Annotated in this window: 10 protein-coding genes; all 10 read right to left on the bottom strand. The window is 37.3% G+C overall.

All coding sequences use genetic code 11. The annotated features are described in order from the left end of the window. Window positions 1–8: 8 nt before the first annotated feature. Window positions 9–4913, bottom strand: a complete 4905-nt coding sequence (locus tag B9Y84_RS20520; RefSeq protein ID WP_176223675.1) for a hypothetical protein — start codon at window positions 4911–4913, stop codon at window positions 9–11. A gap of 51 nt (window positions 4914–4964) precedes the next feature. Beyond that, the gene (locus tag B9Y84_RS01075; protein ID WP_139827914.1) at window positions 4965–5552 is read right to left on the bottom strand and encodes a hypothetical protein; all 588 of its coding nucleotides are present in this window, start codon (window positions 5550–5552) and stop codon (window positions 4965–4967) included. A 4-nt stretch (window positions 5553–5556) separates the two neighbouring features. Next, window positions 5557–9996, bottom strand: a complete 4440-nt coding sequence (locus B9Y84_RS01070) for a fibronectin type III domain-containing protein (protein WP_085515242.1) — start codon at window positions 9994–9996, stop codon at window positions 5557–5559. Window positions 9997–10187: 191 nt separating this feature from the next. Beyond that, on the bottom strand, window positions 10188–10544 hold the full coding sequence (locus tag B9Y84_RS01065; RefSeq protein ID WP_085515241.1) for a four helix bundle protein: 357 nt from the start codon (window positions 10542–10544) through the stop codon (window positions 10188–10190). Window positions 10545–10740: 196 nt separating this feature from the next. Beyond that, complete coding sequence (locus tag B9Y84_RS01060) at window positions 10741–12489, bottom strand: porin family protein (RefSeq protein WP_139827913.1); 1749 nt, start codon at window positions 12487–12489, stop codon at window positions 10741–10743. Window positions 12490–12878: 389 nt separating this feature from the next. After that, window positions 12879–13571, bottom strand: coding sequence for a DUF5995 family protein (locus B9Y84_RS01055; protein WP_139827912.1), 693 nt, complete (start codon window positions 13569–13571; stop codon window positions 12879–12881). 630 nt (window positions 13572–14201) lie between these two features. Beyond that, complete coding sequence (locus B9Y84_RS01050) at window positions 14202–15119, bottom strand: hypothetical protein (RefSeq protein ID WP_085515238.1); 918 nt, start codon at window positions 15117–15119, stop codon at window positions 14202–14204. Window positions 15120–15146: 27 nt separating this feature from the next. After that, window positions 15147–15587 (bottom strand): hypothetical protein, encoded by a 441-nt coding sequence (locus tag B9Y84_RS01045; protein ID WP_085515237.1) that lies wholly within the window; start codon window positions 15585–15587, stop codon window positions 15147–15149. 244 nt (window positions 15588–15831) lie between these two features. Next, window positions 15832–16056, bottom strand: a complete 225-nt coding sequence (locus B9Y84_RS01040) for a hypothetical protein (RefSeq protein WP_139827911.1) — start codon at window positions 16054–16056, stop codon at window positions 15832–15834. 189 nt (window positions 16057–16245) lie between these two features. Next, a complete protein-coding gene (locus B9Y84_RS01035; RefSeq protein WP_085515235.1) occupies window positions 16246–16779 on the bottom strand; it encodes a hypothetical protein in 534 nt (177 codons plus the stop codon). Window positions 16780–16815: the final 36 nt, after the last annotated feature.

Raw genomic sequence — 16815 nt, 5'->3', positions numbered from 1 at the left:
TGAGTCCTTTAATAATTCAATGTTTTACTTGTGGTACTATGACTTGTGGTTTTGCCCGGTAAAGTATACTTAAGTGTGATTTTATAATCACCTTGCCTAATTAATGGAAACTGACCCATAATTATTTCCTGTATACGATCATCATTGCTTGTTCCACTTGCATACTTATCTATCACCTTCTCTTGAATTTCAAAGAAATCAAGAGCCATGGGTAAATGCATATCAAATTTGTAACCCCAGGTTTCGGAAGAAGAAAAATACGTACCTCCTAAATTATCCTCATTCAGTTTCTTGCTCCTGTTTGTTTGATATATATCCATAGCCTTTACTGGGATCAAACCTAGTACATCTGTATCCCGATGCGTGATTGTACTCCCACCAACAGGATAGCCCTCATAAACTAGTGGTATTATTTTATCATCAAAATAAGAATTACCCGCAATATCTGCTTCTATGCTCACTAATGGGATATTATTTGTAAATTGATTACCCTCCAGTTCAGCTTCATCGTAATTTTCTATCACTGTAGAGTAAGCTATTAAATTTTCTGCATACCATTGAATCACGACATTTCTTATTGCACTTGTTATATTTTGAGCATCCACTTTCTCACTAAATGTAGCATATTTACTACTTCTGAAATTCATGCCAAACACCTGTTTTTCCTGCAGTTGATCTATTGTGCCCTCCGCAGTCTTGGTTGTAATTTCAGTATCAAGCTTATTATTTCCCACCGTTACTTTATCACTTTTTTCACTGACATTTCGGTCTATAGCTTCGGCTTCCTGTGCCGGGAGGTTAACCAGCTCAAACTTATAAACTTCATCTTTGCTCAAACTTGCAGGTAGATTAAAGGTAACTTTTCGGCTAGAATTAGAATAGTTATAGTTTAAATAAGCTTCCTCTCCACCTGCAGCAGTGAATCTTGCTCTTTGAGCCCATTCATCACTCACCTGAAACAACTCAGGTTGACCTTTATCCAATTTAATATATCCTTGATTGTATTCATCTTTATAAAAGTTGAGCTGACTCACCACCGGATAAGAGTATTCCACATTTTCATGAGGAATGTAATCAGGCGCTATTCCTGTGGTAAATTTAACCGTTTTCTCCTCTGTATAATCCTTGTTATCTACTCTTACAGTCTGCCAACTGCCGGAAAGTCTCTCTTCAAACCTTACCTTTACAGATAAAGTCAATTCCTTTTCTGAGGGGAAAATGTCATATGAATCAAATGCTACTACATCATTTGTAGCATTCCAGTTCAGATCTCCCGCTATTTCGGTAGTACCGTTTAGTACTTTTAGCTCATCCAATTTGATGCGGAATGTCTTTTTTCTGTCATCAGCATCAATCATTTCAAATATTTCGCCCACCGCCATATTGAATACAACCTGCGGATTGTTAAAAACATTCACATCCTTTTGTCCAGATGCAGGAGTAATATCAGCAATTACCTTTACTCCCTCCAGCGCATTTCCACCTTCCATATCACATTCTTCACCAATTGTAACCTCAAACTGACAATCACCTTTCACTAGTCCACCTAAAACATTAAATCGCCCTCCTACGATCCCCCTCATCCAGAAAGGATTAGGTAATTTAGCCTGTAATACGGCCGCTGCTCCTAAATCTATAATATCTACTTTCTTGTTTTTACCAAAGAGCTTGACTTTTATACCTATATTTCCATCAAAATAAGCATAAGCCTGGCCGTTGGCATACCAACCATTGACGCCAATAGTACCACTTCTGTTGCTGCAGCTTGCATTTCCTAAGTCTCTTAACATTACATCAAAGCCTGCACCAGCCGACATGCTTGCATAAAACATCAAAAAATTTAAGTCACCGGTATCAATTGAAAAAGAGGATCCAAATGCAAATCCGCCACCATTTTTTAAAGCATTAATATTCCTGGCATAATCTAATTCTTCCCCCTTCTTTTTCAAACTAGTTAGAACATTATCAGGAGGTGGAGGACTACCTTCAATCTTTGTCCCAACCATTAGATAACTAGTAGTTTCAGCTTTTATAGGACCAACTCCCATACTTAAGCCGATCCGATCATCGGGTGTACCAGCATAAACATACCATTCATCCGGTGCAAAATGTAAAACTGCCCATCCAGCACGACCGCCTGCCCCGCTTCCCTGTATAATTCCACCAGCTACATTCACGTAGGCTTCAAAATTGCCGTGCAATTCTTTGTTATTGAAGTCGTAGCTGATAAACACACTAGCGGAAATTTGCCCCTTCTTGCCTGCAGCGGCTCCTATTTGCCCATAAAGTTGAGTTACACTTTGGTCAGCTTCCGCATTCTCTGCTAAAAGTGCACCTCCAGGAATATTTCCTGCTACCTTTTCTGCTTTGGCGACAACTGAAGCTAACTTCTGCGTTTTCTCTTTCATTTTAGCCAATGTACCAGCCGCAGGAGGTGTGGCTAAATAACCATTCCCCTTAAAAGAGATATAACGCATACCACCACCCTTATTAAAAGCTACTTCGAAGGTAAGGTCTCCATTAAATGCTTCGGGCTTAGGATGAGAACCTAATTCTACTGTTGCTTTAAGCCCTAAGCCTGCTGATTCCTTGGGTACATACACCACTCCTGAAACTGTTTCGCCTAATGCACTGCCTACGCCTTCAGTGTCCATCGCCATGCGGTAATAGGCACCTCCACCAAAGCCATAAATACCTACGCCTGTGAAAATCGGGATACCACTTGAGAATGATCCCAAGGCATCAGCATACCAATAGCGATAGCCATCTACATTACCAAAGATTGCAGTGGCTTGCAGTTTAATCCCCGGCTTAAATTCTGCTTGCACTTGTCCATTGAAACCTTCCCCGTACATGGGGTCATTTTTAAAGAAGGTCAACTGTCCTTGAAATTTGTAGGCACCCCCATCAATATCAATGGCGATATCGCGTACTTGAACTTCTTTGTATTTCCATTTCTTAATACTCTCCCCTTCCGGCAGTTCACCTACTATAGTTAGCCCTGCTTCTGCACCATATGATCCTCCTCCGGAACCGGTAAGGCCCAGCAACAAATCAAACTCTAAGCCTACTTCCGTATCGGAAATGGTTTTCATGCCGATATTGTTAATGCTCACTGGGAAATTGGCCATGGCCTGTTGTGCCGCTTCGGAACCAAAGGAAAAATTACCTACTTGAATGTAAGGCTTCACCGCTTGCAACTGTAGATTTTCAAAGGTGATATCAGCTAGCTCTACTCCCTTTTTCTGTTCGTTATTGCCCAGCTGCGCCTGAATATTCATTTTTCCATGTAAGTTGGCTTTAGGACTGAATTTCCCATCAACCACTTTTACTTCAACATAAGAATTGGGATAAAGCTCTAATTTACTGGTTTTGAACATCGGAAATTCAAGGCTATCCGGTGCTGCCACGTTAAAGACATAGTCGCTACCTGATTGTATGAGGGCCGAATATGTAAACGGTCGCTCTTCTCCTGAAATAGGAATAACAATATCACCGGAAAAACTGCCGCTTCGGATGCTGTTGGCCATGAGGTCAATCTGTAAACTATCCAAGGAATAGGCCCAGCCATTCATATCTGCATTGCTTTTATCAAGCAGCTCGGTTCCTGTGAGCACACCACTGAAGCCCAATTCATCAATCAAAACATTTTCAGCGAAAAACTGGGTTCGTTCACTCGCACCACTTTTATTAAATTCTGATGGCAAAGATACGATAAGCTCTCGCAGGTAAAATCCTCTCCATAGCTTGGGTAAACCAGCCATAACTGCGGGGGATTGATAGTCAACAGGAAATTTCATAGACAGAGCATTTTCCAGATCGGAAAAATCGATCACGGCATTGCTCACTTTAAAGCCTACCCCTTTCAAACTTCTTAGCTGAAAAGGAGGAAGACTCACTTCAGCTATCAGGTTGTTCCAATCTGTAATAGAAGTGCTAAAATTTCCGACCACATTACCGCCTAGGGTATCTCCTTGTGGCCCTTCGGGAATTAAGAGCGAGCGAGCAAATTTGACATCTGCTTCTATGGCCATGGCCAAAAATCCTGAGCAATCGAAACTCACTTGCGTGCCCGATTTTAAAATGATTTGTGATTTATCACCTTGCAGGTTGATGGCATAATCTGCTACTAGTTCTAAATTAGCATCACCTACTATGGCTCCTGCTTTTGTAAATTTAATTCCTGTACCTCTAAAGGTGAGTACTTTACCATTTTGTGGCATTGTAAAAGTCATGTACACTTCTAGTTCTGCATATTGTGGTTTCAGTTTAATGCTGGCAATAGCAATGTCATAATCTAAACCACCTATTTCTTTGTGAATTCCTACCGGCAAGGATTGTAATGATTCACCGTCCAAATAACCGATAAATTTTCTCTTCTCACGGATTTCAGCAATTACTGCCTGCGCTTTGGCGATGTAGTACTGTGCGGAGTCAATTGGGTCTGTAGTAGGGATTAGACCTTCTGGATGAAATGAGACATTGGGTGTTAGTAATTGGTCATTGGTTGGTTGGACATTAGTTGAATTGGGATTGGTTAATTGGTTATTAGTAATTAGTAATTGGTCATTGGTGGTTGGTAATTGGTCATTAGTAGTTGGTAATTGGTCATTAGTAATTGGTAAATGGACATTGGGTATTGGAAAATGGGTATTGGTTGTTAGGGCTTTGGGGGTACGGGGATTTACTGTTGAAGCAATATTGGCTGAGTCTAGCGGATGAGTTTCTGCTTTGTCGATTAATAAATTATGAGTAACTATAGCTAAAGCAGACTCTTCAGAAAGTGAAATTGCTACATCAGTTGATTTATTGCTACTTACACTTACACTATCTGTGCTTGCACTGCCAGAAAAAGCCAACAGCTGCCCCAAAGCACTTAGTGTAATAAAGAATATCAGTAAAGTTTTTTTCATATTTCAGTACCTTAATTAATATTTTTGGTTGAGTTAAAAGCGGTTAGTCTTTTAGTTTTGTTTGCTACTTTTTATCTTAGTCAATCCTTCTTTACCATACACAAACTCACACCCATTTAAGCATTTTTTAATGTCTGATTTTGAGGGGTACAGATCATAGGCTATGCCAGTAGAACTGCAAGTAGATGAGTAGAGTAGCAATATAGTATCACTTCTATGCTTTTTTTTAAAATCTTGAACACTTACACTCATGCTTTTACTATCAGTTTCGCCACTATTTGTAAACACTACCCTGATTTCTTGATCAGACTTCTGACTTGGAATTTTGCGTATTATTTTTGCAGTAATCACAATTCCTCCATTTTCTTTTAAATCTCTAATTTGATTATCTCTAGATAAACCTAGAATAAAAATAGCGTAAGCCACCATTAAAATACCAAACAACCCGCCCCTATGATCTTTACTTAAGCTTAAGAATGATGTTATAATAAATTTGTGCGTGAAAAATCCCGTAAAAACTATTAATATTAAGATTTCTACACCATTCAACGGCAAATCTGCACAAGTAAAATATGCAACAAACTTTATCATTGCATAAATAGATACACATAATAAAGAAAGCCAAAAGCTAGATTTCATTTTTCTATTCTTGATCATCAGAAACTAATTCTTTAATGTACCCAGTTGTCATTGTACCAAATGCACCTTGATCTACTGATATTATTGTATTCGTTGTTCTATCCACTATCATTTCTATAGCTATATCACTTTGCTCAAAAGCTTTTACCAAACTGATTGTTTCGTCATTATCTAAAGAATAATAAGTACTTCCTTTCACCTCATTTTCGAAAAAACCAAGGGTATTCATAGGCTTTCCATTTATAGTGACCGTCCCCTCAAATAAATCCTCCGATTTAATCTTATTCATAGCTATAATGTACTCTTGATAACTAGAAGAAGTCTTATCTAAATAGACTAACATTCTATTCACATCTTTAGTCCCTTCAAATAATTCTTTCAAGCCAGTGGTACCGTTCCTCGCTACAATATCTTTCAAACGCTCAAAATTTCGCCATGACAATCGACCCAAATCAAAATTAGCTTCTCTTAAAACATCAAAAGCTTTAGATCCATTTTCCGTAGGAAGAAGTTCAACCATTTTTTCTTTCCAGAAACGCCCCCTATTGTTTACTATATTATCCAAATTGTATAGATAAACCATCACATCAAATTGCTGTAAAGAAGGCATGTCCAGTTTTTGTAGTACTCTTGCTAATTTATTGGACCCACTTCTTTTAATCTGAGTAGCCAGTTCATTGGAAGCACTACTGCCAAATAACCTTTCTAAGATGAATGCAATGCCACACTCAGAGGTTAATTGTGCAAAATCTTTTATGGAGATATCCCCTTTTTGAATAATCTCATTAATTTTAGATAAATCCATTCCTTGAATGCAAGCAGCCACTGCTTGCGGAGTCTTCTCATATTTCACAACGTTTCTAATTCCTGCAATCAACACATCAGTTGAAAAATCTAAAGGATCAATCTCTTTTCCATCATTAAAATACTCATTTACTAATTGATAGGTATAAGCTTCAAATAAAACTCCCTCCATAAATTTCCGAGATGCTTCCGCACCATAATACTCTACAATGTATGCTGCCATCTCCACCAACTGAGGCAGTAAAATTGTTGTACCTGCAATTCCGATAAAAGTAAAAGAAAAGCCAGCTATCACTCGATCTAATTCATTCATCCACTCTGTTCGATAACCTAAACCTTCATCAATGGGTCTTAACGTCTTTAATATACAAGGATCATTCTCAATTGCGGTACGTAAAACATCACTTTTGCTTAATTCTGATTTTCGAAATTCAGCTAACAAATCTTCGCAGGTCAAATCATCATCTGTTTCAATTATCCCCTCTGTATAATAAAGTTCGCTAATGTTAATATCAGGTTTACATTTAATTATCTTACCTTCTCCTAAAGCAGAAAAGAAAGTAGTTTCAGTTCTATTATCAAGAGCATACTCTTTTGTTGTCTTGTAATATTTATTTTGATCACAACCTCCCCAATTCTCAAATAGATATACTGCATCAGATGGTTTTGAATCAGGAAAATAAACTACACTTGTAGGTGCCAATCCATTTTCAGAAAAATACCCTTTAAATGTTTCTCCTTCAAAAGTTGCTTTGTACTGAACTCCATTTTCTGTAAATCCAGGAATGGTCCCTTGTGGTACCTGTTCAATTGTAGAACCATAAATCGTTTTAGATTCTTTCACTTTAAATACTTTCCAGTCTGGTGTAAACCATTTAGCTGTTGCTAGTGAACCCTCCTCCAAGTCTTCTACTAACCCAACCACAACTGGCGGGTTGTGAATTAAGTCCCACTGGTATTTGCGCAGGTTGGTGCCTGTGCCAATAGAATCCATGAGGTTGTCTGTGCTTTCGGAAATGGTAGGGTATTCTTCATGAACATGCTGCAACCTAAAGGCACCATGGCCTAACTCATGGGCGATGGTACTTAGCTTATCGCCAGATTCACCCATATAGATAAAGCCATATTGGTGCTTTCGTGGCATATAGCCACTTTTACCAGTTTGTGATTGATCTACCAGAAATAAGTAGAATTCATTATTAACAATGCTTACGTTTATATCATTTTTGTACGCATTGATAATTTCCTTCATCCCTTCGCTGTAAGTAGAGAATAAGGCTTGCTTATCATCTTGTAAAATTCCATCATATCCTTCAACAGTAATCGCATCTTCGATGTCAACTTCCCAACTGGCTCCTGCCTGTGCATAAATGCGGTTGAGGTAGCCAGTTAATTGCTCCTTGGAGAAGCTAGCTGAGCTATTACCCACAGGCACTATGTGTACTTTTCTTTTGAGTTCCTGGCAACCAATCGCATTAAGCTTCCCTACAGTTTGTCCCTTTTTATCAACTGCATTAATAACAATGGACTCCTCTGTAGCAATTGAAGGAAGCGTAATAGTCCAATCATTTCCTGATAATGAAGCAGAGAGCGTTGATCCATCTGAACCTGATTTGAAACTAATATCTGCAGTTGTGACACTATCGTTAGGCAAAAATTTCGCTTTTACAGTACCTGCCTCCCCTGCTTTGGTGGCCACCCATGGCACCGCCACGTTTCCATCGGGCAATACCATAATGTTGTAGTGCAATCTATGAGCCTTGTGTTCTTTTGCGTCAAATCCCATCTTGTTGCCATTGAACTGGCTCAGATTCTCATGAAATTCAACTGCTCGAATATTCAGGGTATCAGAATTGTTGTGGATGTTCTGCAGCTTATTGGCTCTGTTCTTTAAAGCAGTAGCTTTTGCCAATTGTCTGGCGGCATCACTGATATTTTGCTTAGTGGCGCCCCCACTTAAAGCAGATGCCGCTGCACCTACTGCTTCCTCGGCAGCTTCTTCATATTGCTCCACCGTAAAATCCTCCATCTCCTCTTCTTCTTCATCTGTAAAAGGGCCATTGTCAAGAATGTCATTTGCTAAATCGCCTACTTCATCCAGAATTTCATCTGCCACATCCAAGCCATCGCTTACATCATCTAGCACTTCATCTACTGAGGCAATGGTTTCATCCAACTTATCTAGAAAATCTGTAAAATCATCAGGCAGCACATCTACTCCAACGCCTTTTACATCCATGCTTCCGGCCGTCATACGGTAATCAGTGTTCACGCTAATGCTCGCAAATTCTACAGAAACGGCCAGATTATCTAGATAAGGCACTACCACCGTACCTTTCCCTGTAAAAGTACCTGCTGAGCCAGTGGCTTCAGAAATTTTCACATTAAAATCACCTGCATAGAGTATATCATCTTTCTGCAAGGCGGGGAGTGGCTCGTTATTGCCGAAATCAAAATCTTCAGGAGGCAAACCACAGGCATAAGTTACTTCCGGCATGGCATCAGTAGTCACTTGTGCAACAGCGCTATATTCTGAATTAAAAGGTCCGCAGCCGGCTGTTACTTGATATTCGTAAGTCGTTTCGGCCTGCAAGCCATTGATCTCTAATGCTTCCAGGTAGCTATCTTCTTCAAACCATCTGGCCTTTGGGTCATTCGCTTTCCTATAGCGTACGCTAAATGCTGTATTGTTGAAATTAGACTCATATGTAATTTTAAAAGCACCACTACTGCTAGCACTTGCCCGGATATTAGCAGGAATTTCACAAGCATCACCATACTGGAAGCTGTGCACCACACTGCGCCCCTGATTTTTGAAAAGATCCAATTCATTTACCCCTGTAATGCTTTTAGCTTTCACTTGAAATGCATATCGTCTGCCTGGCTCTAATGGAGTTTGAGCTGGCCCATATATCAAGGTGGTGCTCTGTGTAGTAGTTTGGTAAATGGGCGGAGAAGTCAATATGGCATCGTTAGGATTCCTGTTTTCCGGCCATAATTCAACTAAGGTAAACTCATATTCGGTACTGAAAGCTGAATTAGGAGAACCTGTGTGGCGTGGTGTCCACTGAAAAGTTACATATTGAGGTTGTTGAGGTCTCAGTTTTTCATTCTGCCTAGGCAGATTAATCATGGGTGGATCATTAAGAATCAGCCAAGCCATGGTGCAGCCACTATTGGACACTTTGGCTCCTCTATTGTATTCCAGCACTTCAAAGCAAATGGAATAAAGGCCTTCCGGTAATTGTCCTGTTCTTTCAAATTGCTGACGAGTGATGCCGTTGAAGTTCAGATTTTGCGCTGAAAAGTAAGGCGCCAAATCACTGGCAATAAGTCTTTCCGGTACACCTCCTTGTAAAAGGAGTGGCTGTGGTAAGAATTCCGGTTTAGTTTCAATTAAAATACCCTGCCCTTCAATTCGTAATCGCAAGCGAGTTTGCAGTTCCGGTCGGTTAAGGTCATTGACAAAGATATTGAGTGCCAGCTTCTGCGAACCAGGCGCTACATAATCTCCCAAGTAAGTAGAATAAGGGGGCGTTATATTAGTAGATACGGTTACAGGGAAGGTTTGAGCGAACACCGAACCTGTGGCAACTAATAGTGCCTGAAGCAAAAGATATATGTAGACTTTTTTCAACATCTATTTTTAGTCATTGGTCATTGGTAAATTAGTTATTGGTTTATTGGTCATTGGTTGATTTGTTATTGGTTGATTAGTCATTGGTTAATTGGTCATTGGTTATTGGTAAATTAGTTATTGGTTTATCCCTAAGGACTAATGCCTAATGACCAGTTCCTTATTACGAATGACCAGTTCCTAATGACTAATTCCTAATGACCGTTCCCTATCGATTTTATATACGAGTTTAACATTTTACCTAATGTGTTAATATCCTGAATTAATTCTTTATAATCACTTTCGCTAATTAGTCCCCTTCTGAAAGATTTTGTTAGCCAAGTTTTTGTTTCGTACAAGCTTCCTCTAGAGTAATAATTAAATTTTTTACTGTCTTTAAAATGAAATCGACCATAACCTTCGCTAATATTAGCCGACACGCTATCTGCTGATCTCACCATTTGTTTTCCAATAGTATCCTTTTTAAAATAGTCCCATTTCTCCACGATCCCCCAAACTTTATCTCCTACCTCCATTGACATAGTGTATATTTTCAAATCTTCTAGGTTCATTTCTTATTGGTTGATTTGTCATTGGTTTATTGGATATTAGTCATTGGTCATTGGTTTATTGGATATTAGTCATTGGTCATTAGTCAATGGTCATTGGTGACTCCTAACAACTAATTCCAAATGACTAATCACTAATTATCTAATGTCCAGTATCTATTTCCTTCTCAAAATTCATTTTCTTCAAGATATCCCATCATTATCGAGAGCTAAAATTATAACTATACCCCAGCGTGGCTGTAAATTCAGTAAAATCGCTGGTCGCTGACTCTCTTTTAGACTGGCGATTTACCATTGCCAAACCCAAATTGATATTATGCTTTTTCTTAATGCTGTAACTTCCGCTACTTCTTATATTTAAAATATTAGCTGTGTTATCACCATTGCTGAATGAACTATTATAAGAGCTTGATAAAGTCGCTCGTAATGCTTTATCCAAAAATGATTGATTAATGGCCAGCGTTGGTCCCAATGTTCGGGTGTTATTATTCAAAGCCTTATTCTCATTGTAATTAAATGAACCTGAAATGGTCATGCTTTTAGGCACTAAGCTCAAGCTGTAAGAGGCATTCATCAAGTAAAATTGCGAACCGCTGTTCTGTTCTACCCCACCTTGCTGATCAGCTGCATCTTGAAATGAAAAATTAACATTGAGATTCTGCCTTCTGTCTTCTGATGACTGCAATATATAACTCCCGTTTACAGAGGCATTCTGAGAAATTTGAGTGAAATTTAGTGTGTCTAAGTTGTCATAGGGCGTCAGTTGGTTGATATCTACAAATTGCGACCTTATGTTGGTAAAAGAGGTGAAGTTAGAATAAGAAGTAGAAATATTCAGCTTTTCACTGGCTGCGAAACCTACATTTATAGAACCTACCGTTCTTTCCATTGTACTGACTTTCTCGCCATCCAGATTATCTTTTTGTAAGCCTATATTTCCTGCCAAATTCACCTTTCCACTGAAAATCGAAGTAGCAGCATTCACCGTATAGTTGATTAAATCATTGTTGAAGAAATAAGCACCTAAAGTTCTATAACCCGGATCTATTCTTTCAAGTCCCACCCCTACTGTAAAAGCATCCGCCTGATAGTTGATCCCTGAATTGAAAGCATTGTAGTAGCCTGTGCTAATTCGTGGTTGAAAAAGTCCACCAACATTATTAAAAAACCTATATTCCTCTGGAGATATAGCTTCTGTTCGTGTATCCCGAGTAATGCCACTTATCGAATATTCGGCATTTAACACCACTCTGCTAAATAGCTTTTTGCTCCCAATTAAACTAATAACTAAGTTTTCTTCAGGTAAGATATCCTCTTCTTCAGGGACATAGTCTATAGAGTTGACATCATCTTTTGCATTAAATATAATAAAATGCAATTGATCTTGTCCATCAGCATATCCAGCTTTAACGCCCCACCCCATTCTTCGGAAAGATGGTATCCCTCTAGTCTCACTTGTAGAGTCGGGTTGAACGGGAGCTAGCAATCTGCCATACATAGCGCTCACCTGCCATTTCCCCGGTCTAGCCTCTACTCCTGCTCCTAAAAAATTATGACCTCCCAAAGTATAAGGAGAAAAATTCATATTAGTAAAGCCAAAGTGGCCACTTATCCACTTATATGTGGGATTGACACTATACTGATTAAATGGTTGTTGAAAACTAACTTGCTGGTTTGAATATGCAAAAGATAAGGGCACACTCCATCCGTACAAATCGAAATTAATATTACCGCTAGCAAAGAAAGAGTAAGGATCTCTACGGGAATCTAATCCATTGTTTGCGTAAAATATTTGATTCACCGACACGCCTCCCGAAACGGTTATCGGATTTTCTTTCCCGATAGATTCTAAATTTTGAGAAAACAATCCGTGCTCACTTAAGAAAAAGAGAACGATTATAGCATATAATGCCTTAAAGAGGGAGTGAAGAGATTTGTTGAAATTCAATGAATGGAGTAAAGTTTTGGCTTATAGACTTTGGTTTTTAGTTTTATTTATTCCAAATGTAAGGAACTGAAATGAATAATAACATAAGTACATGTTTAAACATGTAAAAAGTTATGTAATATTTTACTTTAAATTAAACACATAAACATGAGTTTGAGATTATATATATTCCATTAAATCAACTATTTATGATTTAAAGGCAAGGTTTGGCAGCTTCATCACTTACAATACACAATGTAATTTATAATTAAATATAACATCCGTTTGAGACTTTATTGGTGATTCGCTTATTGGTGATTGGCTTATTTATGATTAGTTGATTGGTTATTAGGTGATTGGTCATTAGTTGATTGGTTATTAGGTGATTGGTCATTAGGTGGTTATTCTTTCTAAAAAACTTTTATGATCTGCTTATTTAAATTTAACACTTTCATTTCTTGTTGTAAGCGAATGACTTCTATGCTTTCAGGAGAATCCGCTTGAAGCAATTTTTGAGTTACTTCCCAAACGTCACCTCTCCAACTACTAATTAAGCGAGAAAGTAGCCATTCATCCATTCGGCCCATTAGTTTATCGAGCACTGCCATAGCGGGTGACATAGGAGCAATCACGTCATCCTGCACCGCATCTATGGTTTCTCCAATAATGATATTAACCAGCTCATGATCACTTTTTCTTCCAGCTTTAGTTTTTTCATCATATGTATTCCAATCATTGTTCAGACAATCATAAAGGGCTAATGGCAAATCATAATTAATATGCGCATTCACCCCTATCAGTAAATTTTGTAATACATGAAGTTTTTGCTTAAGGGTATTGTCATGTGCTTGTTTCCAAACTTCAGGAGTTTGAGTTGAAAATTGCTCGTAATGATCTAAAGCTTCAAAATAATACTCGGAGAATCTGACTACCAATTGATTTACCCAGTTGGCATCTGAAAATCTACCATTCTTGACAGCCTCATACATATTGCTACTCATCATATTGTAACAACGCAAGAAAACCTGTCGGTTATCGCTTATCTTTTCCCAACATTCAATATGATAATCCATCCTCCCGAGAAGTGTTTCAACAGCTTGCATGATTTAAATATAAACAATCATAAAATCTGATAAAACAAATAGTTTATATTTATTACTGCAATAATACTATTACCTTAAATTAAGATTGTTTGTTTAAATTTGAAGCAAACTAGTTGTGCCACTTTTAAAAAAGTTAATGAGTGACTGATAAATGGGCTAGGCCAGTCAGGAGGTATATACAATTATTAATGTTAGTATCGTGCATAGTCATTGCCTAAATTTCCCCGCTGGCCCACGCCTTTCGTATGTAACTTATTCTGCCGATATCATAAGTCTTTACCAACCTCATTTCTTTTAATTAACATAATCAATAGCTAAAACACCTTTTCTGCTACTATAATCAATGACAATTGCTTTACTTTTTTTTCTACCTCTAAGCGTCTATCTACACTTGTGCTGGCAGAAAAAGCCAGCCTTGGAGCCAATACAGTTAGCGTAAGAAAGAATATCAGTAAAGTTTTTTTTATATTTCAGGACCTTAATATAAATTTTTTGGTTGTCTTTCTCGCCTGTTACTTGATTCGATGACTTTTATGTTTCCTGCTTATTTAATTCCTTTTATTTTTTTTCAGAAATACGCGGCTCGTGTGCGCTAAATTGGAGAACACCTACTCTCACTATATTTTTTAATCATTGTTCATCATAAAACACCCCGTTTCTAAAATCGAAGATCAGCAGTTTAGCATTTTGCATTAGCTGCTCCAAAAGATACATGTGATCATTGATATAATCTCCATCAGGGTCTTCATCTCCCCAAAATTCAACACGACTTTTACAAGAGGCTATCACAGATTTATCCTTATCTCCTTTGTAGTTTTCTGCTATCTCCTTTGATTCTTGTAAAACTCCCTCGCCTGTATCCAGTTGAAAGTGGAAGTAGTAATTGTCTCCCATGTTTACTAATAGGTGTCGTTCATTATGGGAGTAAACTCTATCCCTTGAACCCTTCTTAGCATAATAGATTTTCAATGCTTGCTCTATCTCGTTTAGCTCGAAAGACTCATCCTTTACCAGAATAAAATACTGATAGCTAAACCCTCCTTTGCCAGGGATTACTTTTGCGGCATTACTTTTTTTAATAAATTCTTCCGAATTATTCTTAATTGCTTTAAGACTAAGATAAATTTCCTGATTATCCTTAGAGTAGATAAGGCTGGGAATATAAGCGCTAAAAGGGTTAATTTGGTCTTTATTTCTTTCTCCAACCAAGTAAAAAAATTCAAACTTATTATTTTTCCTTGGGGTAAGTTCACTCATTATCCATTCTTTATTCCCAGGAATATTGCGAATATACACCTCTCCAATATATCCACTTACCGCCATCATTTCATCTTGATTAGTCAGAGACTCAGTGGATTCAGGCATTTTGTAATTCAGAATTAAATAATCACTTAATAAAACCAAAGACTCCAAGCTGTAGTCAAGTCCATTTGAGAAAGAATCAGGTATTAATCTTAGCCAATTCTTAATTAAGGTATCCTTTTCCTCCAACCATTTCAAGAAAGAAAGTTCTCTTTCCTTTTTCATTTTATCTGAAAGTTTTTTCATTGAATTATTTCATTAATGCAGTAATTGCTAAGCCTGACTTTTTGATAGACCTTTCTTGATATCTTCATAAATCCCAAAACCTTCAACTAAGATTTCCTCTAATTCTTCATATGAGGAAAAACTTGGCTTTTTAAACATAGCTCCTTGCCCTGCCATATAAACAATAAAACCAAAATTTCCAGCGAAAGAAATATTATGCCTTTTTACAGTTAATATAAATTCTACCAATCCTCCCTTAGTACTCAATTTAAATTCTGAAATATCACTTTGTTCCAATAAATAATAATTTTCATCTGAAAGATATTTTGAATTTGGGTATCCATTCTTAATTATTAACTTTTCAACTTCTTCAACATCATGAGCACTCATAGTATTTACTACAGAGTGTTTCTCTAATAATTTTGAATACTTCTCTGTCAATCGGGAAGACTCAATAAACGTAATTGTTTCTTTGGTAAGTTTTTTCAAGGTCTTTTTGGTTTTAAAACAATTTCAATTGAATAATGGGTTTCAGCATAATTTTTATATTCATTAAATAATGAAAAAGAGCTATTTGGTTCTAGTAATTCCAATATCATTTTACCCTCAAGTTCTGTAACACCAAATTTTTTAGACTCTTATTTATACTTAGTTGAATTCACTTTGGCTCCAGGTAAATATTTATTGACCATCTCTTTTAAGTGTTTATCAAATGTATCCAAAGAAATCTCACTCAAATCTGTCGCTTTTCTTGATACAACGTATTCGCCAGGTAAATAAGAATATTGCCATTTGCCAATTGAATTTCATAAAAAGGATACCAACCACTTACTTCAGCAAATTTATTAAAATCATTTTCCCTCGCCATTGTTGAATCATTTAACCAAGAATCCCTAGCATGATTCCAATCCGGAAGATCTCTTGGTGGTTTACCATCACTTGCCCCCGTTCCCGCCATGCCCTGCATGGTGGTTTAATATCAATTCTAAAGCAAGATTTAAATTCTCTGCTTTCGATTTGTTATAACTATTGCCTCAAATATAGTTGCTTTTATAACCTTTGAAGGCAAAAAGCTGCCCTAAAGCGCTTAGTGTAATAAGGAATATCAGTAAAGTTTTTTTCATGTTATGGTACTTCATTTAATATTTCATTTTTTCTTGCCTAATAGCTCCTTCCAACCGCTTATCGAATCACCGATTAAATCTGGAAATTCAAAATTTGCTAATTCACCAGTCTGTTTATAATGCATGAGTAATTTAATGGTTATTACAAAAAACAAGTAGGTAAAATATAAACCAATTAAGAGAATTAAGATGCCAAAAAAGTCAACGAGACTTATTTCACTTGAATTCTCATTCTCTCCAATTACAAAGGTTTCGCCAAAAGCTAATTTCTCAATCTTGCCATTCTTCTGAAAAAGAATAACACTATCTGATTTTAAATCTAATTCTTGCGCTACAACACCTATTGGTAATTGTTCTATCCAATTCTCCTTGTTTATGATTTGATACTCTTCGAAATAGCTAATCAATTTCTCCGGTTTTTGATAAGGAACAAAAAATGATCTAGTGAAAATAATCCCTCCATTAGTTTCTATTTGTAAAACCACTGAACTTGATGTTAAGCCCTTGTAGATTTCTAGCCTATTCAATTTGTATTTTGGTGCTTCATTTTTTCTCATATCAATGAATATTGATGCCAGCGTGAAACATATAGC

The organism is Marivirga sericea (assembly GCF_900177665.1).
GTDB lineage: Bacteria > Bacteroidota > Bacteroidia > Cytophagales > Cyclobacteriaceae > Marivirga > Marivirga sericea.
Note: the sequence above shows the minus strand (reverse complement) of the source record. Positions and strands in the feature narration are given on the sequence as shown.